The organism is Nitrosomonas sp. JL21, from assembly GCF_009833095.1.
GTDB lineage: Bacteria > Pseudomonadota > Gammaproteobacteria > Burkholderiales > Nitrosomonadaceae > Nitrosomonas.
Window position 1 is genome coordinate 85,987 of the sequence record NZ_QRCB01000007.1, and the last position, 25,196, is coordinate 111,182.

Annotated in this window: 22 protein-coding genes and 1 pseudogene; 9 read left to right on the top strand and 14 right to left on the bottom strand. The window is 48.0% G+C overall.

The annotated features are described in order from the left end of the window. Positions 1 to 266 precede the first annotated feature (266 nt). The 8 genes and pseudogenes from ABF87_RS15390 to ABF87_RS03310 all read right to left on the bottom strand — a co-directional run bounded on the left by ABF87_RS15390 (position 267) and on the right by ABF87_RS03310 (position 10,655). Complete coding sequence (locus ABF87_RS15390; RefSeq protein ID WP_160827703.1) at positions 267 to 1,544, bottom strand: HAMP domain-containing sensor histidine kinase; 1,278 nt, start codon at positions 1,542 to 1,544, stop codon at positions 267 to 269. Further along, the gene (locus tag ABF87_RS03285; protein WP_160827704.1) at positions 1,525 to 2,214 is read right to left on the bottom strand and encodes a response regulator transcription factor; all 690 of its coding nucleotides are present in this window, start codon (positions 2,212 to 2,214) and stop codon (positions 1,525 to 1,527) included. Before ABF87_RS03285 ends, ABF87_RS15390 begins: the two co-directional genes overlap by 20 nt. A gap of 24 nt (positions 2,215 to 2,238) precedes the next feature. Continuing rightward, positions 2,239 to 3,312: a uroporphyrinogen decarboxylase gene (hemE, locus tag ABF87_RS03290; protein ID WP_160827705.1), complete on the bottom strand. Its 1,074-nt coding sequence runs from the start codon at positions 3,310 to 3,312 to the stop codon at positions 2,239 to 2,241. Positions 3,313 to 3,485: 173 nt separating this feature from the next. Beyond that, a complete protein-coding gene (locus ABF87_RS03295) occupies positions 3,486 to 4,607 on the bottom strand; it encodes a deoxyguanosinetriphosphate triphosphohydrolase (protein WP_160827706.1) in 1,122 nt (373 codons plus the stop codon). After that, positions 4,600 to 5,700: a 3-dehydroquinate synthase gene (gene aroB, locus ABF87_RS14925; RefSeq protein ID WP_240143503.1), complete on the bottom strand. Its 1,101-nt coding sequence runs from the start codon at positions 5,698 to 5,700 to the stop codon at positions 4,600 to 4,602. Before aroB ends, ABF87_RS03295 begins: the two co-directional genes overlap by 8 nt. Before the next feature lie 60 nt (positions 5,701 to 5,760). Then, positions 5,761 to 6,324: pseudogene (locus ABF87_RS14930) on the bottom strand (shikimate kinase); the annotation flags it as partial. Positions 6,325 to 6,332: 8 nt separating this feature from the next. Then, the gene (locus tag ABF87_RS03305) at positions 6,333 to 9,458 is read right to left on the bottom strand and encodes a multidrug efflux RND transporter permease subunit (RefSeq protein ID WP_160827708.1); all 3,126 of its coding nucleotides are present in this window, start codon (positions 9,456 to 9,458) and stop codon (positions 6,333 to 6,335) included. A gap of 30 nt (positions 9,459 to 9,488) precedes the next feature. Beyond that, positions 9,489 to 10,655, bottom strand: coding sequence for an efflux RND transporter periplasmic adaptor subunit (locus tag ABF87_RS03310; protein ID WP_160827709.1), 1,167 nt, complete (start codon positions 10,653 to 10,655; stop codon positions 9,489 to 9,491). Between the two features lie 319 nt (positions 10,656 to 10,974). Here ABF87_RS03310 and ABF87_RS03315 point away from each other — a divergent pair, with 319 nt between their 5' ends. Together ABF87_RS03315 and ABF87_RS03320 are read left to right on the top strand one after the other, a co-directional pair. Continuing rightward, on the top strand, positions 10,975 to 12,684 hold the full coding sequence (locus tag ABF87_RS03315) for a multicopper oxidase domain-containing protein (RefSeq protein ID WP_160827710.1): 1,710 nt from the start codon (positions 10,975 to 10,977) through the stop codon (positions 12,682 to 12,684). Beyond that, positions 12,684 to 13,676 carry a copper oxidase gene (locus tag ABF87_RS03320; protein ID WP_160827711.1) on the top strand — a complete coding sequence of 331 codons (993 nt, stop codon included), beginning with the start codon at positions 12,684 to 12,686 and terminating at the stop codon, positions 13,674 to 13,676. The genes ABF87_RS03315 and ABF87_RS03320 overlap by 1 nt, the downstream gene beginning before the upstream one ends. A 138-nt stretch (positions 13,677 to 13,814) precedes the next feature. Here the strand turns inward: ABF87_RS03320 and ABF87_RS03325 are convergent, their stop codons facing one another. The 5 genes from ABF87_RS03325 to ABF87_RS03345 form a co-directional block, all read right to left on the bottom strand. Further along, positions 13,815 to 14,282, bottom strand: coding sequence for a hypothetical protein (locus tag ABF87_RS03325; RefSeq protein ID WP_160827712.1), 468 nt, complete (start codon positions 14,280 to 14,282; stop codon positions 13,815 to 13,817). A gap of 70 nt (positions 14,283 to 14,352) precedes the next feature. Continuing rightward, a complete protein-coding gene (locus ABF87_RS03330; RefSeq protein WP_160827713.1) occupies positions 14,353 to 14,685 on the bottom strand; it encodes a hypothetical protein in 333 nt (110 codons plus the stop codon). A 69-nt stretch (positions 14,686 to 14,754) separates the two neighbouring features. After that, complete coding sequence (locus ABF87_RS03335; protein ID WP_160827714.1) at positions 14,755 to 15,375, bottom strand: response regulator transcription factor; 621 nt, start codon at positions 15,373 to 15,375, stop codon at positions 14,755 to 14,757. Positions 15,376 to 15,640: 265 nt separating this feature from the next. Further along, complete coding sequence (locus ABF87_RS03340; RefSeq protein ID WP_160827715.1) at positions 15,641 to 15,931, bottom strand: RnfH family protein; 291 nt, start codon at positions 15,929 to 15,931, stop codon at positions 15,641 to 15,643. Beyond that, positions 15,931 to 16,377: a type II toxin-antitoxin system RatA family toxin gene (locus ABF87_RS03345; protein ID WP_160827716.1), complete on the bottom strand. Its 447-nt coding sequence runs from the start codon at positions 16,375 to 16,377 to the stop codon at positions 15,931 to 15,933. Before ABF87_RS03345 ends, ABF87_RS03340 begins: the two co-directional genes overlap by 1 nt. Before the next feature lie 90 nt (positions 16,378 to 16,467). Between ABF87_RS03345 and smpB the strand changes: the two genes are divergently transcribed. From smpB to ABF87_RS03360, 3 genes are all read left to right on the top strand, one after another. Then, on the top strand, positions 16,468 to 16,911 hold the full coding sequence (smpB, locus tag ABF87_RS03350; RefSeq protein ID WP_160827717.1) for an SsrA-binding protein SmpB: 444 nt from the start codon (positions 16,468 to 16,470) through the stop codon (positions 16,909 to 16,911). A 52-nt stretch (positions 16,912 to 16,963) separates the two neighbouring features. After that, positions 16,964 to 17,977, top strand: coding sequence for a COX15/CtaA family protein (locus ABF87_RS03355; protein WP_160827718.1), 1,014 nt, complete (start codon positions 16,964 to 16,966; stop codon positions 17,975 to 17,977). 507 nt (positions 17,978 to 18,484) lie between these two features. Beyond that, the gene (locus tag ABF87_RS03360) at positions 18,485 to 20,074 is read left to right on the top strand and encodes a methyl-accepting chemotaxis protein (RefSeq protein WP_240143501.1); all 1,590 of its coding nucleotides are present in this window, start codon (positions 18,485 to 18,487) and stop codon (positions 20,072 to 20,074) included. A gap of 312 nt (positions 20,075 to 20,386) precedes the next feature. Here ABF87_RS03360 and ABF87_RS03365 read toward each other — a convergent pair whose 3' ends face one another. Further along, on the bottom strand, positions 20,387 to 21,532 hold the full coding sequence (locus ABF87_RS03365) for a hypothetical protein (protein WP_160827720.1): 1,146 nt from the start codon (positions 21,530 to 21,532) through the stop codon (positions 20,387 to 20,389). A gap of 383 nt (positions 21,533 to 21,915) precedes the next feature. On the opposite strand from ABF87_RS03365, the gene ABF87_RS03370 reads away from it, so the two are divergent. Genes ABF87_RS03370 through ABF87_RS03385 form a run of 4 tightly spaced genes read left to right on the top strand, consistent with a single transcriptional unit; the run spans position 21,916 to position 24,669 of the window. Continuing rightward, entirely contained in the window at positions 21,916 to 23,001 is a 1,086-nt protein-coding gene (locus ABF87_RS03370; RefSeq protein WP_160827721.1) for a hypothetical protein, read from the top strand. Positions 23,002 to 23,006: 5 nt separating this feature from the next. Further along, positions 23,007 to 23,453, top strand: coding sequence for a GNAT family N-acetyltransferase (locus ABF87_RS03375; protein WP_160827722.1), 447 nt, complete (start codon positions 23,007 to 23,009; stop codon positions 23,451 to 23,453). A 56-nt stretch (positions 23,454 to 23,509) separates the two neighbouring features. Beyond that, positions 23,510 to 24,343, top strand: coding sequence for a diaminopimelate epimerase (dapF, locus tag ABF87_RS03380; RefSeq protein WP_160827723.1), 834 nt, complete (start codon positions 23,510 to 23,512; stop codon positions 24,341 to 24,343). Between the two features lie 47 nt (positions 24,344 to 24,390). Beyond that, complete coding sequence (locus tag ABF87_RS03385) at positions 24,391 to 24,669, top strand: hypothetical protein (RefSeq protein ID WP_160827724.1); 279 nt, start codon at positions 24,391 to 24,393, stop codon at positions 24,667 to 24,669. Positions 24,670 to 25,196: the final 527 nt, after the last annotated feature.

Genomic DNA, 25,196 nt, shown 5'->3' on the forward strand with positions numbered 1-25,196 from the left:
CCTTTATCATTGTACTTTTCGGTATGTTTCATAATTCCACTCTCGAACTTCTCTACTATTATTGAAGACGTAGATTTGATTCTTTGATCGTGCTGTTATGAAAATTAACAATCCCACTGAATTACACAACAATAAAAAAAGCTCAAAACCCTTCTTACATCCGAAAACCTGTGACTGGATTGCCCTTCACGTCAAAACGTTAACACAAGAAATGTGAAGAATTCGTGAATTATTAGTGAAGAAATTGAAATACTATCTTTAAGAAATTAAGGGAAAATTATATGAAAAGTAGTTCCTTTTCCGGGCGTGCTGTCGACCTCAATGAGCCAGCCATAGTGATTGCATATCCGCTTCACAATAGCAAGGCCGATTCCCAGTCCTTCACCTTGCGAGGAGCCACGAAAGAAACGCTCATAGAGGAGGGGAAGATACGCCGGTTCGATGCCAATGCCGGAATCTTCGATGGATAATCGCTGCCTAGTGAATTTAATGCGGATATATCCACGTTTGGTGTATTGCACGGAATTCCGGATCAAATTCATCAAGGCGGTATGCAGCGCTTGTCGGTTGACCGTCAGAGTGACGTCGGGTGCGATCAGCACTTCAAAGATCAATTTCTTCTTGCCGATTTCCGCCATTAATGGATCGGCAGCATCATGGACGCATTCAGCTACCGCAACTGTTTCGATTATCCCCAAGGCTTGTTCACGAGCAAGAAATAATAGAGCTTGCAACTGCTCCCCCATACGGGTGGCGGCCGATTCGACCATTTTGATCCGCTGGTGCGCCCGCGTGGGTAAATTGGGTTCTGAAACCAATAATTCGCAACTGGTCAGGATGGTAGTAATGGGTGTGCGCAATTCATGACTGATATTGGCGGTGAATTCTTGTTCACGCTGGAGCATGCGCTTGATTCGATTCTGGTAATTATCCAATGCGGTAGCCAATTGAGCCACTTCTTCGTCCATTCCCGGTTGGGTCAATAGGCCGCTCTGGATATCACCGCCCGGTGTCAACAAATTGACCCGCTCAGCTAGATCGGTGACTTGCTTGACCAAAATTTTGGCGAGTTGATAACCTACTCCAAAAGAAATGGCAATCACGGCAATCCAGGTCAACAGAATCAGTAATCTTAATTTTTTCAACCGTTGCTGGTGGAGTTCGATCCGGTAGGCGACAAGAAATTTTACCCCCTCGATCGTGCGTACTAACACATGGAAATCTGCCGAATTATAATTAATGCGATGGTAGCCGGTGTAAAATCCGCGCAAATACGCGGGGATCTGCAATTCATCATCAATGGTATGGATGACGTAACTTTTGAGGTGTGAGCCGACTTGAGAAATAAAATCGGAATGTTTTTGATAGCGATGAACGAGATGGTCCATTTCCATTTCGATCACTTGTTCGATATGGGCTTCTTCGATATTGTCGGAAGAGAAATAGAGAATGATGCACAACGTTCCAACAATGAAGATGCTGAAAGTTGCTAACGCTACCGCTACGCGATAGCGTAAGTTGTGTTCAATCGGAGGTCGGTACACGGGATGTTAAACAATATCCAAGGCCATGCACTGTTTCAATGGGATCGTAGCCGCCCGCTTTCGTGAGTGCGCGCCGTAAGATATGCATATGGCTACGTAATGTGTCGCTGGTTTCTTGCACATCCTCCCACGCTTCCAATTCGAGCTCTTCACGACTGAAAACCCTGCCTGGTTCGCTCATCATCAAGGCTAAGAGACGGATGCATTTGGGCGGAAGTTTGACATCCTTATTTTCGAAACGAATGGTCAGCGTTTTGGGGTCAAAAGAGAGTTTGTCGAATTCCAATTTACGGTTGGCCACTTTGCCGACATGCCGTTTATGCAGAGCCAGCAGCCGGGCTTCGACTTCTTTCAGGGCGAAAGGCTTAATCAGATAATCATCTGCGCCATGTTCAAAGCCGGTTAATTTATCTTCCAGCGTGTCGCGCGCGGTCAGCATCAGGATTGGTGTATCGATTTGGGATTCCTGACGCAGTTTCTTGCACAACGTCATGCCATTCATGCCCGGTAGGCCAAGATCCAATAAGATGGCGTCAAAGCGCTGTGTTACGGCAAGGTGAAGTCCGGCAATGCCATTCGCCGCGGCATCCGCACTATGTCCTCGTGATTCCAAAAAATCGTAAAGATTAGCCGCTATGGCTAAATCGTCTTCAATGATCAATATATGCATAAAGCCACCTGCGATTGATTGTATCTAGTTGCTCATTATATGAAATTTGCGACTGAGCGTATGTACGGCTTCCACCAAAGCGGCGGCATTCTCAGGCGGTGTGAATTGCGAAATCCCGTGTCCCAGGTTGAATACATGGCCACTGCCATTTCCATAGCTGGTAAGAATTTTATCAACTTCTGCAGTGATGACCGCAGGTGAAGCAAACAACACCGATGGATCCAGGTTGCCTTGTAACGCAACCTTGTCTCCAACTCGGCGGCGAGCTTCGCCAATATCGATTGTCCAGTCCAATCCCACTGCATCACAGCCGCTGGCTGCAATTGCTTCCAACCATAAACCACCGCCCTTGGTGAAAACGATGCTTGGAATGCGCTGACCATCCTGTTCACGCTTCAATCCCGCAAGGATCTGCTGGATATAGCGCAAGGAAAATTCCTGATAAGCAGCTTGTGATAACGCGCCTCCCCAGGTATCGAAGATCATGGCCACCTGCGCTCCGGATTCTATTTGTGCATTCAGATAAGCCGTGATCGCCCGGGCGTTGATATCAAGAATATGATGCAACAGCTCAGGGCGCTGGTACAACAGCGTTTTTATTTCTCGAAATTCTGTGCCACCTCGACCTTCGACCATGTAGCACGCCAGCGTAAAGGGGCTGCCGGAAAAGCCGATCAATGGTACTCGATTGTCGAGGGCCTTGCGAATCTGGGAAACCGCATCGAGCACATAGCGTAACTTTTCACTTGGATCAGGTACCGCCAAGGCAAGAATTTCCTTTTCTTCCCGCAGCGGATGCTTGAACATCGGCCCTTCACCCTGGGAAAAATATAGTCCCAGTCCCATCGCATCCGGGATCGTCAGAATATCTGAAAACAGGATGGCTGCATCCAATGGAAATCGCGCCAAGGGTTGCAGCGTGACTTCGGTGGCAAAATCCGGAGTTTTGCATAGAGCCAGGAAATCTCCGGCGCGCGCGCGGGTGGCGTTGTACTCGGCCAGATATCTGCCAGCTTGTCGCATCAGCCAGACCGGAGTGTATTCAACAGGTTGCTTTAACAGGGCACGGAGCAGCGTATCATTTTTAAGTGTCGTCATTCAAAAAAGCCTGTGTGTTATTGTTCTTTTAAAAGGCCATTCTCATCAAAAATAGTAACCTTTCACCAGTCCCCAATATTACCAGCGAATGACGGCTGCGTATATCGCTTGAACTGCGCTGATCACCGATCGAAGTATCATTCATCATGTGAGGTTTGATGAAGTCGACGTGGTTAGTTTTCCGCAATTGTAAACAGACGCTGGTATTCCTTGATGGCGTATCGATCGGTCATACCGGCAATATAATCGGCAATGACTTGGTGGCCTTCCAGATCGAATTTTTTCTGATATTCGGTTGGCAACAGGCGAGTTTCGGAGCTGAAGGCTGAAAATAATTGCTGGATGGTATGCTGGGCCTTATTGCTCATGCGCACAACCCGGTAGTGCCGGTAAAGATTGTCGTACAAAAATTTCTTCAATTCCTGCTGTTCCTGCCTGATGTGTGGACTGAAACCGATCAGAGGCGGCGCAGCATGAATCGCGGCAAGGCTATCGACACCAGATTCGTTGATGTTATGAGTGCTTTGTTGAACGAGATCGGTCACGAGCGTATTGATCATGCTGCGTATGGTTTCATATTTCATGCGCCGTTCACACAGCGCCGGGTATTTATTTTTGACGCCGGCCAAATGTCGGGAAAAAATAGACACATTTTCTAATTGTTGCAGCGTGATCAGGCCCGAGCGCAGGCCATCATCGATATCGTGATTGTTGTAGGCAATTTCATCCGAAAAATTCGCTAACTGCGCTTCCAGGGAAGGTCTCTGATTCTTCAGAAAACGCTCGCCGATTTCCCCCAGCTTGGGCAGGTTCTTTTTGGCGGCATGCTTGATGATACCCTGGCGAGTTTCATAGCATAAATTCAAGCCGTTGAAATCCGCGTAACGTTCTTCCAAAACGTCAACCACGCGCAGCGATTGCAGATTATGTTCAAAGCCGCCATAGTCCTTCATGCAGTCGTTCAATGCATCCTGACCGGCATGTCCGAAGGGCGTATGGCCGAGATCATGCGACAGCGAGATCGCTTCCACCAAATCTTCATTCAAGCGCAGCGTTCTTGCGATCGAACGGCCAATTTGCGCGACTTCCAGGCTATGCGTCAGGCGCGTGCGAAACAGATCGCCTTCATGGTTGACGAATACCTGAGTCTTGTACTCTAGCCGTCGGAAAGCTGCCGAATGGATGATGCGGTCACGGTCGCGTTGAAACTCGCTGCGCGTCGTCGGAGGGGCTTCACGAATTTTGCGTCCGCGTGAATTTGTGGACGATACTGCAAAATTTGCCAGGTCACTCATCGGCCATGCAAGCAAGTATCGTGTCGTTCAGCAAAGCAGGCGGAATATCTGCCCGCATCATCGCTTCGCCTATGCGGTTAAGCACGATGAAGCGCGTCTTTCCGGCATCCACCTTTTTATCGAGCGTCATCAACTGCAAATATTTCTCTGCCGGCATTTTCGGCGCTGTCACCGGCAGTCCAGCTTGCGTAAAAATTTTGCGAATGCGGTTTACATCCGCTTCACTGATGAGTTTCATGCGGCGCGATAATTCTGCAGCCAACACAGTACCTGCCGCCACCGCTTCGCCATGCAACCAGACGCCATATCCCATGCCATTCTCAATCGCATGGCCAAATGTATGGCCGAGATTCAGCAAGGCACGTATTCCTTTTTCTCTTTCATCCGCAGCCACGATTTCGGCCTTGTTTTCACAACTGCGCTGGATAGCCTCATTCAAAATGATCGGGTCGCGTGTGAGGAGCCGGCGCATATTTTGTTCCAGCCAATCGAAGAAGGCCGGGTCGCGGATCAATCCGTACTTGATGATTTCTGCCAGGCCGGCGCGAAACTCGCGATCCGGCAGCGTATCCAACGTTGCGCTATCGGTCAGTACCATACGGGGTTGATAGAATGCGCCTATCATGTTCTTGCCCAGTTCATGATTGATACCGGTTTTCCCCCCCACCGACGAATCAACCTGGGCGAGCAAGGTGGTCGGTATTTGTATGAAGGGCACTCCACGTAGATAGGTGGCCGCTGCGAAGCCAGCCAAATCCCCTACGACGCCGCCTCCCAATGCCAGTATGGCGGTATTGCGCTCACAATGGTTCTTCAGCAGCGCATCGTAAATGACATTCAAGGTCATCCAGTTCTTGTGGATTTCGCCATCGGGAATGATGATGGGTATGGACGCCACGGCACGTTTCTCCAGCGCAGTACGCAATTTTTCCAGATAAAGCGAGGCCACGGTGGTATTGCTCACGATGGCAACGCGTTTTTGCGGCAGGCAAGCGATGATCAATTCAACGCGCTCCAAGATACCGTGCCCAATATGGATCGGATAGCTGCGTTTTTCCGAAGACGGAGTGAAATCTACCGAAAGGGTGTGCATAGTATATTGATTATTAGTTTGTTTGAGAGAATCGAGATCAATCGATATTAACTTATTGATGAGTTTTTGTATTAATTGGCGCACCCCTTGTTTTCCGCTGTCGATGATGACGTGCGCGGTTTCCCGGTAGTGAGCATCCCGTTGGATATAAAGTTCATTCAGTCGCTCAAATAAATTATCTGTTTGAAGCAATGGGCGGTTTTTATCGTGGCGGGTACGCCGGTGCAAATCATGCACCGATGCGCGCAGGTAAATGACCATGCCATGTTCTCTCAGCAGCAGGCGATTTTCCTGACTCAGCACAGCGCCACCGCCCGTGGCCAAAATAATGTTGTTTTTCTTGACCAATTCAGCCAGTACCTCGGATTCTCGTTTGCGAAAACCTGCTTCGCCTTCGATCTCAAAAATGACTGGAATTTTAACCCCGGTACGTTCCTGAATTTCATGATCTGAATCAATGAATTCTTTTCCGAGGTTGCTGGCCAATGTTCTGCCGATGGTGGTTTTTCCAGCACCCATCATACCAACCAGAATGATATTGACATCGCCCAATTTTTTCTGAGCGGGGTGTCGTGTTTTTGTTTTAGGTGCACTCATGGATGAGATTGTAGCTGAATTTCTCATTCGACTAATTATTCTGACTTATGCCGACCGTTGGCGAGTTGGACGGAAGAGGGCGCAGCCGACCGCTTTCTCACCAGCCAAGAAAAGAATAAGGGCACAAAGATGGTGGCAATCGTCGTCGCCATGATCATTCCGCCAAACACCCCCGTTCCCATCGATTGCCGGGCAGCGGAACCTGCTCCCGTTGCGATGACCAATGGAACCACGCCTAGAATGAATGCCATGGAAGTCATGACGATAGGCCGGAAACGCAACTGTGCAGACTGTAGCGCAGCTTGCGCCATTCCCGCACCTCCCTTCATTGTTTGGCTGGCAAATTCGACTAATAGGATGGCATTCTTAGCCGTGAGCCCAATGAGTGTGACCATGCCAATCTGGAAATAGACGTCATTCGGCATGTCGCGCAGCAAAATGGCCGACAATGCGCCCACCATCGCAAAGGGAATCGCCATGATGACGGCCAAGGGCAATGCCCAGGTTTCAAATTGAGCTGCGAGGATCAGGAAAACCATCACAATCGCGAGGCTGAATGCAAAAATCGCCGCGGATCCCATTCGTTTTTCCTGGAATGCAGTCCCTGTCCACGCAATCTGATACCCTTCCGGCAGGGTATCGGCGGCAATCTGTTCAATCACTGCGATGGCTTCGCCTGAACTGACGCCGCTGGCGCCGCTACCGACAATTTTCGCAGCCAGTAATCCATTGAAACGATCCAGTTGCTCTGCGCCCACAATATCCTTGACCGTGCTCAAAGCCGACAGTGGGATCATGACGCCGGAGTCTGAACGAACGTAGACTTTTCCGAGGTCTTCGGCCTTCATCCGATACGCTGCTTCCGCTTGCAACTGCACCCGATAGGTGCGTCCGGAACGATTGAAGTCATTCACGTAAAACGATCCCATCGTGCTTTGCAGCGTGGCATAAATGTCTGAAACGGATACGCCTTGAGAAATAGCTTTGGCCTCATCGATTTCGATGAAATATTGCGGTACCGATGAGCGCAAGAAAGAGTTGACCGTGGCAAGCTTGGGTTCGTTTTTCAAGGTTTGCACCAATTCCCCGACGACGCCGGCCAATTGCGTGACATCCGAATTGATACGGCTTTGCACATAAAATTCGAAACCTCCGGTACTGCCTAATCCGCGTATCGGTGCTGGATTGAACGCAATCGCCATGCCATCGGGCTGTTGCGAGCCGAGCAAGAAGAGTTTATTGACGACGTCGGTTGAGGTTGTGGTGCGTTCCGACCAGTCCTTCATGCGCACGAATAGTGTTGAAACATTGGTTTTATTGCCACCGCCGATGAAATCGAGTCCATTGACGGCAAATTGATAGGTTAGTGCGGATTCCTTGGCCATTTCACGGGTGATGGCGTCGGCAGTTTTGATAGTGCGTGCCAATGTCGCGCCATCGGGTAATATGACCGCCGCGAGGACGTAACCCTGATCTTCCGGCGGTACCAGGCTGTTTGGAATATGGCTCGCCAAATAGACCAGGCCGCCCAACATGACGACGAATATCGCTGCACTTCTTGCGCCATGCCGCAGGCTGGTGCCGACCAATCGGACATAGAATCTGCGGATGCGCTCAAAATGTGCATTGAACCACGTGAAAAACACCGAGTGCTGATGTGCGGGACTGAGTAACATGGCGCACAGGGTTGGTGTCAGCGTGAGCGCCACGATACCTGAAATAATGGCGGCCACTGCGACCGTGACTGCGAATTGCTGGTAAAGCGCTCCGGCAATGCCACCGAGAAACGCTACCGGAATGAAAACCGCGGCCAGTACCATGGTCATCGCCACAACGGCGCTGGATACTTGTTGCATGGCCTTGATCGCGGCATCCGTTGGCGAGAGCTTTTCGTGCGACATGAGGCGCTCGATATTTTCCAGCACAACGATCGCATCATCGACGACAATGCCGATGGAGAGCACCATCGCGAACAACGTCAGCGTATTGATCGAATAACCCAGCAGCCATAATCCGGCAAAGGTGCCAATCAACGAAATCGGAATGGCGATGATGGGAATCAGCGTAGCGCGCCAGCTTTGCAGAAATAGATACACGACCAGAACGACCAGAAGCATCGCTTCTCCAAGTGTTTTCACGACTTCCAAAATCGAGGCCTTGACGAATACGCTGGTGTCATAGGAAATGACGTACTGCATACCTTCTGGAAAAAAGTGCTCCAGTTCTCGCATTTTTTGCTTGATGGCATCGGCCGTATCCAGCGCATTTGCTCCGGTTCGCAAGAAAATGCCGATGCCCAGTCCGGGCTCGCCATTCAGTAATGTGCGAGTGGAATAATCCTGGGCGCCCAGTTCGATGCGTGCGACATCCTTGAGGTAGAGTACGCCGCTGGGCCCATTCGATCGCAGAATGATGCGCTCGAATTCTTCGGGCTCCAGCAGCCGGCCCTTGGCGGTGACGGTATAGACCAGTTGCTGATCGGCCAGTGCCGGTTCCTGGCCTATTTTTCCCACTGCAGGTTGCGCATTCTGCGCTCGAATCGCATTGGTGACGTCACTGGTGGTAACGCCAAGCTGAGCCATTCTGTCAGGCCGCAACCAAATTCGCATGGAATAATCCTGAGCGCCGAAAATTCGCGCTTCACCGACGCCCGGTGCGCGCCTGAGGTCATCCAGAAGATTATTGGTAATGAAATTACTGATGAAAAGCTGGGTGTGTTTCGGATCGTCCGAGGTGACTGCAAAGACCAGCAACAGATCGTTCGATCGTTTTTGCACGGTGATGCCGGTTCGCCGCACTTCATCGGGTAAGCGAGCCACTGCGCTATTGACTTCATTACTGACATTGAAGGTGGCACGGTCGATATCTGTGCCGATCTCGAACGTGATGGTGATCGTTAACCGGCCGCTCGAGTCAGCGCTCGAGCTGTAATACAGCAGACTTTCGATGGCGCTCAATTTCTCTTCGATCGGAGCGGCGACGGTTTTGATCATGGTTTCCGCATTTGCACCCGGAAATGTCGCTGTCACGATAACCGTGGGAGGCGTTATCTTCGGATATTGTTCGATCGGTAGTTGCAAAGCGGCAGCCAAACCGGCCAGAACGATGATGATCGATAAAACCGATGCCAGAATCGGCCGTGCAATGAAAAAATGAGCCATAGTGCAGTTTCTGCGGCAATTAAGAGTTAATCATGGTACCGGCAATAGCGTTGCCGGTGATTGGGGCTCAACTGCTTTTCTCGGTGTCAATTTGATGAGGTTATCGATCACCACGCGGTCGCCCGGGTTCAATCCGTTGAGAATAATCCAATCCGTGCCGATCCAGTTGCCTACGGTAACCGGCCGCTGTATCGCGGTATTGTTCTCATCAACGAGATAGACGAATCTTCCAAAATCGGATGTCATCACGGCAACCTGAGGTATGACATAGACATTTCTCGGTTTGCCGGCGGTGACCCGAATGCGCACGAATTGTCCCGGCAGAATCCGCTGATCGGTGTTTTCAAACGTGGCGCGCAATTGTTGCGTGCCTAATGCAGGATCGATGGCGCTGGCGGCAAAGTTGATTTTACCTTCTTGTTGATATTCCGATGCATCCGGCAGAATCAAGCTCACGCGATGCACATTCTTCTCGTTCAAATGCTCGCCCAGTTGAGCCAGCTCATTGTCCGAGAAACTGAATCGCACCCAGATTGGCGACAATTGAATCAGCGACGTCAATAAACTGGCATTTGCGGACACCAAGGTGCCTTCGGAAAACGACGAACGGCCGGTAATTCCACTCACAGGTGCTGTAACGGTGGTATAGGAGAGATTGAGTTCCGCTTGCCGAACCCGTGCTTTGGCGGCTTGCAAGGCCGCTTCTGCAATTGCCAGGTCGGCTTTGGCTTGATCATAAGCGCTTTGGCTGACAAAGTTTTTCGCAAGCAGTTGGCGTTGGCGGTTTTCTTCGGTTTTGGCGCGCACTACCCGAGCTGTGTGTTCCTGGAACTGGGCTTTGGCTTCCGCCAACGCATGTTGAAATGGCTCGGGATCAATCAAGAACAGAGGATCTCCCGCTTTAACTGCCGCGCCCTCGACATACAGGCGTTTGAGCAGAATTCCACCCACCCGAGGCCGTATTTCGATTTCTTTGGCTCCTTCAGTTTGTGCGATGGTTTCCAGGCTTACCGGTAAACTGATGGGTTTTGCGTTCATTATCGTAACCATAAGCGGTTGATCCGCAGGAACGCTGGGTGCGGGCGGGGCGGTGCGACCACAGGCCAGCACATGCGCGCTGACGAGTATGTAACCGAGGAATCGGATGGCTGATTGCAGAGCTGGCATAGTTCTTGGCGGAAATGTGAGATCACTCATACAGGTTGTTCAAGAAGTTTCATAACATGCTCATTATGTTGATCATGAAAATCTCATTCGCTCATGGAAAAACCACAAAATGGAAATAGGGTTCGGTATAATAAGCCGGATACTATTGTTGTAAGCATGTGGAGAAAATTATTTTTCATCATTTTACCGACCTGCAGAGATACCGATGACTGTATTTTTGTATCTATAGATTTTTCCTATGAGATGATGTTGTTATTGAAGAGAGATGTAGAACGCAACAAAAACTCGCTGATCTAATCAAAATCATATTTTGAGTTATTTTTTAGATAAATTTTAAAGGTGCGTTAATATGCCTAACCATATTGTTATTGCCCTGTTGACCGTATACACAATGCTGTTCGCTGTGTCTGCGCAGGCAGCGTCGAAGTTGCCTGAGACAATTAAAGTCGATCGGGCCGCGTTGACTTCCGAACCGATGTGCGATCCGAAGATTTCACCTGCATGGCGCGAAGCTCAGGAAATCGAAGGGGTCAAAATTGAAGCCTCCCCTGGGTGCAGTCCGGATAATCCTGCCTGGATTGCGGCTGCAGTCAAAGGTACTAATCATATCTCGATGGACACGCTGATGAAGACCGGTCTTTCTCCCGATGCCATCATCAAGACGGATGATTTGGATGGCGATGGAGATCCTGATCGTATCATTATCAAGCTTGAAATCATGGAGCTCAACGGCAAATCCCCGGATTTCCCGGGCATTATTCCCACATTTGACATTGCACCCGGCATTCAGCCGGGCGCTTGGGTTTTCGCTCCAAAAACCAGTGGCATGTCGACGGAGAACTTCGAGAGCGTCAGAGCCAATCCATTGTTGCGCCTGCCTTCTCCGGTCATCCGCGTTGAAGTGGGTGATATCGTTCAAATCGTACTGGAAAATACCCATTATTTTCCCCACAGCATCCATTTGCATGGCGTAGATCATCCATTTTCGCATGGCGAACACGGCGGCCAGGATGGTGTGCCGCAAACCAGCGAGGTTGAACTGATGCCCGGCGGCCGACGAGTCTATCAGTTCCAGCCGCGCCAGCCCGGCACGATGTTTTACCATTGCCATGTTCAGACGCACACCCATTTGACCATGGGTCTGGCCGGCATGATCGTGATTGAAGAAAACAAACCCAATAACTGGCTGCAAACCCTCAATATCGGCGCCGGTCATGTGCGGCATCCATCGGTGGCAGTGCGTGAGCAATTCACTCAGGAATATGATTTGCATTACCACGCCATGGATAAAGAGCTCAGCGATATGGTTCAAAAATACAATGATCCACGCCTGATTGCCCGTGATATGAATCAACGCTATGACATAACCGATGCTACCGAGGATTACTACACTTTGAACGGCTTGTCGTTTCCGTACACATTGAGAGAATCCCTGATCGTGGTTGAGCCGGATCAGAAAATAAAGCTGCGCATGTTGAACAGTGGCGGAGAAATGATCGCCGTTCATACCCATGGCCATCATGCCACGATCACTCATTACGATGGCGTCGAACATAACCCGATGGCGCAAATCATGCGTGATGTCTTTGACATGGCTCCAGCGCAGCGACTGGATCTGAAACTGGAAACCATCAATGACGGAAAGCATAGTTATGGCGAAGGTGATTGGTTGATTCATGATCATCGCGAGAAGGGAATTACCACGAACGGTATGGCAGAAGGCGGCAGCATGAGCTCGATCGTCTATAAGTCGTATCTGGGCGAGCATGGCATGCCGAAGGTCAGCCACTTCGGTATTGATCTGAGTGAATTTTTCACCAAGGAATATTACGAAAGAAGATATCCCATTTGGCAGGATCTGGATGAATGGGCAAGTCTTGGTTCACCTGCCGGGCAAATGGGATTGGACCCGGCAACGCAAACTTCGCTACTGAATGCGCTGTATGGGTTGTTGATAGGGTTGGTGATCTATTTTATTTTCGCCAAGCGGGAAGGTATTAAGCAAAGCATCACCGCAACCGTCTCACGTCTGAAAAGCCCAAAAGGGAGCAATGAATAATGGCTAAGACTACACTCACTTTCCTGCTTGCCGGTATGCTAGTTGTTAACGGCCATGCAATGGCACAGGAACAGGACAAGCAAAAAGATGCCCACGATCATCATGATCACAGCGGTCATGCCGCGACTCAGAATGAGCACGATCACAGCGGCCATGACATGGATAAGCATGACCATAGCGGTCATAGCATGAGCCAGCAGAGTGGTTCGGCCGTGGATCATGCGGCTGAGCATGGGGCCGCCGCCGATCACGGCCATGATCATAGTATCGATCACAGTCAACATGATACGCAGGCGACTGAACATGGCGACCTTCATCATCATCATCATATGGATCATGACCACATCATGGACCATGAAGGTACCATGATCATGGGACAGAATTTGGATAAACTGCCCAGTAGCTGTAAAAGTATTTCCGAGGAGGTCGAAATTACCGTGCGCGCCGGCAGGAAATATGCTGCCAAGTTCCCAGGCACAGCTTTCGCATTTGATCAGCAGCAATGGCATGTCAAACCGTGCGCGAAAGTAACCTGGCACTTTATCAATGAAGACGATATTCGTCATCAGTTCATGATGCATGGCTTACCCAAGTACTTATATAAATATGGCATGTTTCATCTCGAAGTAACCGGACCCAAAACGGTCTCGGGCACGATCATCGTCCCTGGATCCGATGATACCTTTCTGGTGCATTGCGATATTTCCCATCACATGGAAAAAGGCATGAAAGCGCAACTGGTGGTGGGCAAGGGGGGCGACGACATTCCCAGTATTCCAGGGGTAACATCGTATAACATCAACGATACCTATCAGGCTGAGAATCTGCCCAAAGCATCGGACAAAGCAGAACCGAATGCAGTAATGCGGCAAATTACTACTTTTACCAACAATAATTTCCGCAATTATGGAATGATGGCAATCGGCGTATTGATTGGACTAATATGTATTCCCATCCTGAGGGCCATCGCTTTCGGAAGGAAAGGTAACTGAGGAAATTTTTGAACCTGGCTTCTGGGGAAACTGCCGAATGCAGGAGTTTGACAGAAGTTTTCTAGCGTTTTGAAGGTGTGTATATCAACCAATCAGAAGACTCCGGTGCGGATGCTTCTGATTGGTTTTTTATTAGGACTATTTTTTCGACCAGGGAAACCGGAATCCACCTGAAGAATTTGGTGCTTCTGCTGCTTTCTCTGGCGGGGCGTTGTTCGACGGCTGCTCCTGTGGTGATTGGGTCGGGTTCTTTTGATCAATATTTGCTGGTGTATTTATTGGAAGGTTCAGCAATTGCCCGAGTTGTTGAGCGAGTTGCTGGATGGCATTTGAATTCAGCGCCACCCTGCAGGACATATTCGCAGCAATCTGAGCAGGCGGATTTTGGCCGGATTTGATGTTATGTTGTAACGCCCGAATTGCTTGCGAATCGATGAAGCCAAAATTGACAATCACGACACCCTGACCCGGGCTCAGCGATGTGAAGTTTGCATATATCGGCTGCCCGGTTTGTTCGCTCTGCTGCAGCGAAATCTTGATGTGCGATATAGGGGATGAAGGCGAACTGGTGATCGTTTGAGCAGAAACGTTGTTGTCATGTGTCATTTGCTATCCGTCTGTCAGTGATGATGAATTCAGGAGAACTTGGCGAGGTTGTATTGCATCTTGCTGCGTGTCAGCCTTTTTTTTGCATCAATTGATTCAACTGCTGATATAGATGAGTAGCTGCCTCGATACTGATCGCCATTCTGCATGACATCCGCGCATTGATGGTTTCCGGCACTTTTTCGCCGGTTCTGGCGAGCTGATTGACCGCATTGATCGTCTGCGGATCGAGAAAACCAAAATCAATGATGACTACGCCCTGTTCGCCTTGCACATGTGTCAAATTCGAATACATGAGTTGATGAGTATGTTCGGTGGGTTGCATCTTGATATTGATTCGCTTGGTCGATGATTCGGAAAGGTCAGGAGCATTCTTCGCCTGCGCATCAGTAGGGGATATCATTGATCAATTTCTCCAGATAGCGTTAAAAAAACGAGCACGTGTTGAGTGATCCCGTGATGGGATGGGTTTCTACTTCAATTTGTGCTTGTGCACATAACTCCACAATTCCAGTCTGCTGTTGACTTCAAGTTTCTCATAGATTGCCGTCAAGTGATTGCGCAACGTGCTTTCGCTGATGTGTAATTTGGACGCGACCACTTTGGCCGGTATACCGACATTTTCTATCATCGTAAAAAAAACCTTTTTTTCCTTGGGAGTTAACTTATCGACGCCATATTTTGCTTGAATGTCTCCAGATTTGAATTTTTGTTGCGACAATTGATTGATCAATCGCTCAATGGTGCCCTGGTTTAACCAAACTTGGCCTTCGTGAATTTTTTCGATGGCTTTCAGAATGGTCTCCAATCCTGCTTCTTTTTCGATGATACCCTTGGCACCCGCCAATATCGCTTTATCGTAGATCTCAGTGTCATCGGACCACTTGAAGAAAAGCACCTTGGCCGTAGTGGAAGAAATCAAATGCAGTACCGCTGTCATTTCTTCTCCAGAATCATGATTGAGATCCAGCACGATGACATCCGCTGACAAATGCTTGACATCGGATAGCGCATCAGTGCAGCTCGTGCTGTTGCCAATGACCTCCATTTTTGGTTTTTGCTGGTTGATCAACGTTTCCAAACCAAATTGCACGATGCAGCTGGGCCCTATCAGTAAAATTTGAATTGTTTTTGTTATTGAGCTGCTCATTAAGCTTTTAAATAAACAGGGACAATGTAATGTCGGGTGTACCCTGTAAATGTAACCCTCCCGGTCTTTAAAGTGTCAAGGAATTCAGAAACTACATTGCTGAATTGTCTCTAAGTGCTTAATTAATGTAATACAACTGAATCGGGTCTGTCTAGATCAATCGAATAGATATTGCGAACGTATATTCAAAACAATCGGGCGATGCTTCTTAAGTCTGATATTGGCGCAATTTGATTTTTGCACGTTGCCTGCGGGCATCTTTGGGCTCAATGATCAATGGCCGGTAAATTTCAATCCGATCGTTGGGCTGCAAGGGTGTATCAGGGTGTGCAAATTTTCCAAAGATACCCACTTTACGTTTTGTTAAATCGATGTCAGGAAACTGATCGAGAAGATTAGAAATGAGGATGGCTTCGTGTACCGTACAGCCTTCCTGCACGGTAATCTTTTTTAGTATCTGCAGATCAGGCAGCGCGTAGGCGATTTCAACGGTGAACATTACTGGTCATGCGGTGGGCCATAGATCACTTCGGCGCGTTCGATAAAAGACTCAACGAAACTATTTGCAATCATGTGAAACACCGGCCCCACCAATTTCTCGAGGATTTTATGAGAAAATGTGTAGTGAAGCCTGAATTTGATCTTGCACGCATGCTCGGACAGCGCGATGAATTGCCAATACCCATCCAGATGTTCAAATGGACCATTCAGGAGGCTCATTTCGATCAGATCGGGAGAAAAGCGCTTATTGATGGTGGTGAAACTGTGCTGGATATGGTGATAATCGATTTTGACGGTTGCATGCGTCGTTATTTCATCTTGTGGATCCACCGACGTGCCACCGCACCAAGGCAGGAATTTTGGATATTCCTCAACATTATCCACCAATGCAAACATTTGCTCTGCTGAGTATTCAACCAAGACTGATTTTTCTATTTCTGCCATAAATGTAAATTACCTCGTACTCATGAGGCAAAACTGAAAAACTGATAAAATGCCCTCACGTTTAGTCAATCCCGCCGCTTTCGTTCCTCTATGAGTATAGTACAAAATAAAAAAGCCTTTCACGATTATTTCATCGAGGAAAAATATGAGGCAGGCGTCGTACTGGAAGGGTGGGAAGTCAAGGCGATTCGGGAAGGGCGGGTTCAGCTCAAAGAAGCGTATGTGATCATCCGCAACGGCGAATTATTCTTGATCGGATCGCATATCAGTCCGCTTAAAACAGCATCGACGCATATCCATCCTGATCCAGTCCGAACGCGCAAGCTCATGTTGCATGCCGAGCAAATCACACGGCTCATCGGTAAGGTTGAGCGAGCCGGCTATACGCTGATGCCATTGGATATGCACTATAAGTCGGGCAGGATCAAGTTGGAGATCGGCCTGGCCAAAGGCAAGAAACAGCATGACAAGCGGGAATCCGAGAAAACGAAAGAATGGGAACGCACCAAGCAGCGGCTGCTGCGTTCAAAATGATGTCATCTTCATGACGATCCATTGTATTTAATATTATTCACAGTAAATGATTATGCAAAAACCTATTGCTATCTGGTTATTAATTTGTTGTGCCATGGTATTTGCCATGGTCGTGGTGGGGGGTGTTACACGGCTGACTGATTCCGGGCTGTCGATTGTCGAGTGGCAACCGATCGTCGGCACGATGCCTCCGATTACCCAAGCAGATTGGGATGTTCTGCTCGAAAAATACCGTGCCACACCGCAGTATCAGCAAGTCAATAAGGGCATGAGCGTCGATGAATTCAAATCGATTTTTTGGTGGGAGTATATTCACCGCGTTCTAGGACGCTTGATTGGATTGGCGTTTTTTGTACCGTTCGTTTATTTTCTGTGGAAAAAACAAATCAATCGACCCTTGGGATTGAAATTGACAGGTATCTTCATCCTGGGCGGATTGCAGGGATTCATGGGCTGGTATATGGTCATGAGCGGATTGATCAATGACCCTCATGTGAGCCAGTACCGTCTTACTGCGCACTTGGGCTTGGCATTCGTTATTTTTGCTACGATGTTCTGGGTGGCTCTGGATCTGCTATCACCGGAGCGCGAAAAATCCCATGACACTGAAGCGACAATAAAATTGCGTCGATTTTCGTTCAGCCTTTCGACACTCATTTTTATCATGGTTTTGTCAGGCGGTTTCGTTGCCGGCATACGTGCCGGCCTGGCTTATAATACCTTCCCGCTGATGAACGGATATCTCATTCCACCTGATTTATTTGGGTTGGATCCGTGGTATCGCAATTTTTTCGATAACATCACGACCGTGCAGTTTGATCATCGTTTGATTGCCTGGACATTGGCATTTCTGGTGCCCCTGTTCTGGTTCAAATCCCGTCAGGCAGAATTGTCGGGTACGACCCGTTTTGCTTGTCATTTGTTTTTACTGATGCTGGTCATCCAGATCAGTCTGGGAATCGCGACATTGCTACATGTGGTTCCGGTACCATTGGCCGCTTCTCATCAGGGCGGGGCCGTATTGCTGTTTGCGGCTTCGTTATGGGTGAGTCATCGATTGCGTTGAATCTTCTGGCATTGCGTCTGCGCGAGAAATTGATCAATAATAATGCTTGAGAAACGCTGATCGATTGACAGCGCGAGCGATTTGTTTCGTTGCGTGGCCCTCGCTTTCTCAATTATCTTATTGATAGGTTTCGGTTGCTCCGTTTCTCGCCTGCCACTCATTCTCGTGTGCCGATCAATCAGCATTTACCCAGAGAATCTTCGAAAAATGCTGCGCCGCCCGATCATGCAATGTGGAAGCCGGTTCAATATGTTTTTGCATCGCATCAATGATTTTTTAGTCTTCTTAAGCTCTTCCTGACTGCACTCTTTTCTTTTCAAATTCCCCTAAATTTATAGTCGTGATTGCCGTTTTTCCTACATTCAGAATTATCGCTATGGTAATAAGGGATGTTCTTCTGCAGTAAATCTGAACTTACTGCATGTGTCCTGCAGCCACGTGGCTAAGAATGAATGGGCTTTTTTCTGTAAGACTTTTTTGCAACAGAGCGGAGCAACGTATATGCACATGCTAGACAATCACGAAGAATTGCTGAAACCGATGCGCACCCGGGTTGATGGGGTAATGATGGCCACAGCGGCGTTTTTATTATTGGTCACGATTGCCGTCGGGCTGGTTTATGATCAATTGGTATTGAGTCTGGCGATTGGCATTCCTACACTGATCATCTCTGCAGTTATCTGGCGTTCGATGAAAGGCACGTTGATGTCAAGATTAACGATGGCCAGCGCGTTGATTGTTCTAATTGCAATTCAAATCCAGGTGAGCCACGGCATGATCGAAATGCATTTCGGCTTATTTGCGGTGCTGGCATTCCTATTGGCTTACCGGGACTGGCGGCCGATCGTCTTTGGTGCGGCGCTCATCGCGGTTCAGCATTTGGTGGGTAATTTTCTTCAGGCGGCTCAGCTCGATGTCTGGATTTTCCATCATGGTGAGAATTTCGGCATCGTATTGTTGCACGCCGCTTATGTCGTTTTCGAATCGATCATTCTGGTTTATCTGGCATTGCAATTACGTACCGAAGGAATCGAAGCGGCAAAGGTAGCCTTCCTGGCAGAGCGGATAACGCAGGGAGATTTAAGTTCAAGCGTGGTTGGAGGACATGAGAACGGTTCGGAGGGCATGCTGGCGTCCATGCTTGCCATGCAAGAAAGTCTATCTCGTCTGGTGACAGAAATTGAAATCATAGTCAACGCAGCCGTACAAGGAGATTTCAGCAAAAAAATCGATTTGTCCAATAAAAAGGGTTTCGGCAACAAGATTTGCGGCTTGCTCAATCAATTATCACAAACTACTGAAGTCGGATTGAATGATGTAATACGAGTCACCAATGCATTGGCGGCGGGCGACTTGAGTCAGAAAATCACCGAAGACTATCCTGGGGTTTTTGGGAAAACCAAGAATGACGTGAATAATACGGTCGATTCGTTAACCAGGATCGTCAATGAAATTCAGGACATCGTCGATGCTGCAGCCAATAACAAAAGTGGTTGCAATCTCAAAATGGATATACATAACAAACAGGGATTTAGCCGGTCTTTGGCTGAATCCTTCAATCAACTCTCCATTTTCATCGATAACAATTTGAATGACATCATGCGTGTTGCCAATGGCATGGCGCCAATCACTGACAAGGGCGTGAATGTCGTTGGGCAAGTGATGACGACAATGGATTCAATCAAACAATCTTCCAACAAGATCTCGGAAATCACTGTTATTATTGATGAAATCACTTTTCAAACCAATATCCTCGCCCTCAATGCCGCTGTTGAGGCCGCGCGTGCCGGCAGCGAAGGGCGAGGGTTTGCGGTGGTTGCTGGGGAGGTACGCACTCTGTCGCAGCGTGTTGCAGCAGCAGCTAGTGAAATCAAACAATTGGTAAACGATTCGGAACTCAAGATTGCTAATGGTAACAAGCTGGTTACTGATGCTGGTCAAACCATGCAAGAAATCGCTGCCTCGATACGCAGCGTCATTGGCATCGTGTCTGAGTTTTCCTCCGTTTCTTCTTTACCTCGCCACGATCTTACGGCGCATCAAATCGATGAATCCATAATTGATCTGATCCAGACAAAACAGCGAAAATCGGCGTAGCGCCTGCCCCAGTCAAGTAAAACTAAAACCGAGACAGGTTGATCGATGTTTGCACTTGATCTTTGATTCGCTGATCTTCCGCAACTTGTCATACCTAAACCGAGGCTATTGATTGACATTGAGCGGTTCTTGAAAGGATTTCAGGGATGGTCAACTGAAATCAACTCTAAAGACTCAATATGGGGTTAAAGAATGAACATTTTGAGCCTGAATTCAAGGCATTCAGATCGATGCAGGAGTTTTTCGAGCAGTCTCAGATATCGATATTCGCGGAACAGTAGTGAAAAGCCTAATTGTTTGCGGTGCTGCATATCAAAAGAGATGCTTTTTTTGTAACTTCAATCCGAGTAAGGCCAAACCGGCCAGCAGCATGAGATAGGTTTGTGATTCTGGAACCGGCGGAATGGGATGATCTGAAGAAAATAAGAAAGCATGTTTTTCTCCGCTAATCGTATTTTCTGCCTCGCCCACGATCCAGCCTTGATCATTGATGTCCAATGCGTCCGTCAGTACCCAACCGGCATTTTTGCTGCTCTCATCCAGAAAATCATTGAGGTCGAACACCTGATAGCCATTCCATAAAGTGGCATGTTCAAACGCACCGCCTGCTGCAACCGAAGAACCTACCACTTGTCCCAATTCATTGATGGCATTGGCGAAGGTCTGACCTCCAATGCCAGGGATCATTCGCAAAGCGCTCAGCGTATCGCCATCATATAAAAATGCTCTCATATTATTGCTTGGGGTGACTCCGAAACCCACTACCATGCCTTGATCGTTGATATCCAAAGGTGTGTCAGAAGACGCGCCCAATGTGCCGATCGCGGTCAAGTTGCCATTTAATGATATGCCAGCCTGGAAATTGCCCGGACTGAATTCAAAACTGCCGGCGATCTGCCCCGAATCGTTGATGGCATAATCTCCACCGCTGGACCCTTGAAGTGTCGGGGTTAGATTCTTGTCCCAGTGTGCAAGGAATCTTGAGCTATCATCAGGACCGATAATGCCAACGATTTCACCGGATGTGTTGACACTCAGAGGATTTGCGTAAAAAGCATTCATTGAGGGCAGCGGCGTGGTTATGCCATTTTCCCAACGTATGGCAGCTGTTTTTCCGGCAAGATCCGAAGTAAACCCAACAACTTGCCCGGCATCATTCAAATCATTGGCGACTGAACCGAGATCGAAAGCGGGGGTCGTTAGAAATGTTGCCGATCCTGTTGCTCCGTTCCACAGAGTAGCCGTAAATGTCGATACGGTTGACCCTGGAATGCCGGGAAGGGGTACCTGGATGGATTGATATCCCGCTATCTGGTCGTGGTTATTGATGGCATTGGCTATAGCGAAAGAACTAGCAGGTGAAAGATCGGTAAATGTGTAACTCGGTGCTGCGTGCAAAATGGCCGCGTTGCCTAGCATACATCCTGAAAGCAACATCATTGTTAATCGCTTGTTCATGATCATGTTGACTCCTTAATTGTTTTCTCTGGGTTGCGGGTCGATCATACAATACATTTTATCTTTTCGAATACTCATCGAACGAGATCGCGATCCACGGAAATAACCTGAAGCACTCTTTTCTGCTATTAATTTAGAATAAGATATTTACTTAAATCCTTAATTGGTCTGGTGAATATGAAACTACTGAATGGCAGGTGCGTGAATAAAGATTTAGATACCCCTATCAAAAAAATTACTAATTTCTGCGTTGAAGATGTCAACCAATCAGATGCCGCTTCGTTATTGCAACTTCTAGGTTAAATAGGCATGCAGTTTCACATGAGTTCCACACCCCTGACTTTGGTTTATGTAAGCAATACTCAGCCAATTACCCTCCCCCAATGAAGAAGCTCAATATTGCTTACACCTGCAATGTCAGGCAACCATGGATGGAAGATGAACGCTTTGGCGAATTTGAAGGTCCTGACACAATCAATGCTGTAACCGCAGCTTTGGAACGTATCGGTGCCGATGTCGAGTTAATTGATGTAGGGCCAGACATTTATTATCAGCTCGACAAACGCAAGGCTCATATCGACCTAGTTTTCAATAACACCGAAGGATTGGAAGAAAAGGAATTGCGCGAAGCAATTGTTCCTTTTTTTTGTGAACATTTGCACATTCCCTACACCGGCAGCAGTCCTAAGACATTCATCAATAAAATGGACAAGGCAACCGCCAAGCGGATCGTTGCTTATGATGGCGTACCCACTGCACGGTTTCAGCTTATGATACCTGGGGACAAACTCGGCGACTTGTCATTTCCATTGATGGTCAAACCCTACAGCGAAGGAACCAGTATCGGCATCAGTCAGAAAAGCAAGGTGCATGACATCGCCGAACTCGAATATGCAGTGAGTTTGGTGTATACACAATTCAATGAAGCTGCGCTAGTCGAGGAGTTTCTGCCAGGTAAAGAGTATACGATTGGTGTGATCGGTCAGTATGTATTGCCGATCCTGGAAATCGACTTTTCTAAAATTCCTGGTCAGCCTCATGTGCGTGATCCCCATGTCAAGGACATCGAAAATCCGTACATTACCTACCTTACATGGACTGAGAAGGCGAAAGAATTTGCAAAAATTGCGATTGCGGCGCACGGATCTTTGGAGGTGCGCGATTACAACCGCATGGATTTTCGGGAGCGCGACGATCAATTGTATTTTCTTGAAGCCAATGTAATTCCAGGCTTGCATCCCACCGAAGCTGATTTGACGACCATGTGCCGTCACGCCCAGATTGAGCATAACGATATGATCGCGTTGATTGTTCAGGCGGCAGTGCAACGCCTTTCACCTCATTATTCAGATCGTTTCACCGGGAAAACGGAGTTGCTCGCAGAACTGACTAATAGGGCCGTTACTAAAGCATCCAGTGCGGGCACGATCTGTCATCAGGATCGTACCTATACCCTGCTGGGAGTTTAGGCATCATGATTGTTCCCATTTCCAAAGATTTATATCCCGATCTGATGAATATTGCGCTGCAGGATATTGGCACCATGTATCAAGCAGCCATTCAGGATGAATTTGAAGATATTTCGAATGGCAAGAGTTTCGGCGTTTGCGCGATGTCAAAAGGCTTTCCCGTTGGTTATGCCGTTGCCAGGAGAACGGTCGATACTTATCACCTGCTGACGTTGGCGGTCGACATTCAGCATCGTGGCAAAGGATTCGGATCTCGAATGTTGGACAGCATTTTTACGGAGATGGAAAAGCAAGGTGGAAAAATCCTCAACGTTGTGACCGATGCCGATGCCAATGAAAGCTTGCGATTTTATCTGAGGAATGGTTTTGCATTGACGGGCATTGTGCAGGATGAATTTATTCCCGGCGTGGCTCAGGCTCACCTTACGCGGCGGATGGGATACCGGCCTTAAGCGGAATGTCGGTCTTTCAGTTTGATTGAATGAAAATAACATGAGGCATGCCAATCATGAGAATTAAAGCGACAAAAATGGATGGATGTGGTAATTCTTTTTTGGTAGTTGATGAAATGAAAACACCGCTGGCTGGATTTGACCGCTCAGCGATTGCAACGGCCTTGGCCAATCAGCATGAGACAGATGGCATTCTGTACGTCGATGTCGATCAATTGCAAAAAATGCCTTCGATGAAAATCTTTGATTGCGACGGCACTGAAGAGACCATGTGCGGCAATGGGCTTCGCTGTGCAACTCGTTATTTTCGGGATACCTATGTGACGCGTGACAGCTTTTCGATCGTTACCGGAGACGGTTATAAAGAAGTCAGCGTGATCGATGATCTCACCGAAGTCGATCTGGGTATGGCGCGCGATTATCATCAGATCAGTGACCATATGCATTATGTATTTACCGGGGTTCCGCATGTCGTCGTCTTAGGATCGGAAATCACGCTGGAACACGCTCGCATACTCGGGAAATCCCTGCGCGAAGATAAATCGTTGTGTGCATGGGTGGGACATCCTGAAGGGGTCAATATTAATTTCGTGTGGCGTAATCAGGAAGGAATTGCCGTGCGCACATTTGAAGTCGGAGTCGAAGATGTCACGCTGAGCTGCGGTACCGGCAGTGCAGCAAGCGCCTTTGTGGCAACTAAAGTATTTGGAATTTCGTTGCCGGTTGTTACTCATTCACTGGGCGGAAGCTTGGAAATCACTGAGACTGGCGGACACCTATCAATTCGGGGGCAAACTCGTTACCAAGGCAAGGTCATCGGATTTGTCAATGGCACTTATCCGAAGCCGATTTTTCCGATTGACTACAGACATCATCAGCATTACTGGTAAAATGGTCGGGTTGGCCGAATGGCCTTTATTATCTTTTCAGGTTTTAGATGGATTTTTCAGAATTCTCGATTGTTACATTTTTATTGATCATGGTGGCGATGGCGCTCGCAGATGTATGCTGGACGCTCTATTTTATAGATGTGGAAGAAAGAAGGGCTCATCCTGCAGCTTTCTGGTCAGCGATGATCATCTTGGTGACCGCATTTACTGTGACCAATTACGTTGAAAATAAAATTTACATAGCAGCCGCTTTTATGGGCGCCTATATCGGCACCTTTGTGACGATCAAATGGAAGATTAAAACTGAAAAGAAGCATGATTCTTAGAGGATCTTCGAAATTGTGAAACTTTCCTCTTCCTCCACTTATTCACTTCGCCTTGATTCAATAACTTGACCGTTTTTATCTGATAAGTATTTGTGTTATATCTTCCCTGTTTCTAAAAAATGATAGAGCTTGGTCCCTAAGTTTTTGCCGAGCAGCGCAATGTCAAAGTGATTATGTGCTGTATCGTACTGACTGCGATTTGCAGCGCCTCGATATCATGTGGTGTGGTCTTTTGGAATCATCGAAGCTTATGCCTGGAAACACTATCCCTCACCTTATTGGGTTCATTCCAGATGGGAATCACCGGCTGGGTCGTCAGGCAAGGCTTAACCAAAGAATGCGGGTATGGATTTGGGATTCGGTCGGGAATTATGTTAGTCGAAGAAGTGCAAAAAATTGGGAATTGAGGAGATTTCGATTTTTTGTTTCACCCAAGATAATCTGAAGAGGTCATCTGAATCGGGCCGGTTTTTCCGGAAACTTTTTAGTTTGAGTCAAGCTGCATTGTAGTGGTCAACTAGTTCCGG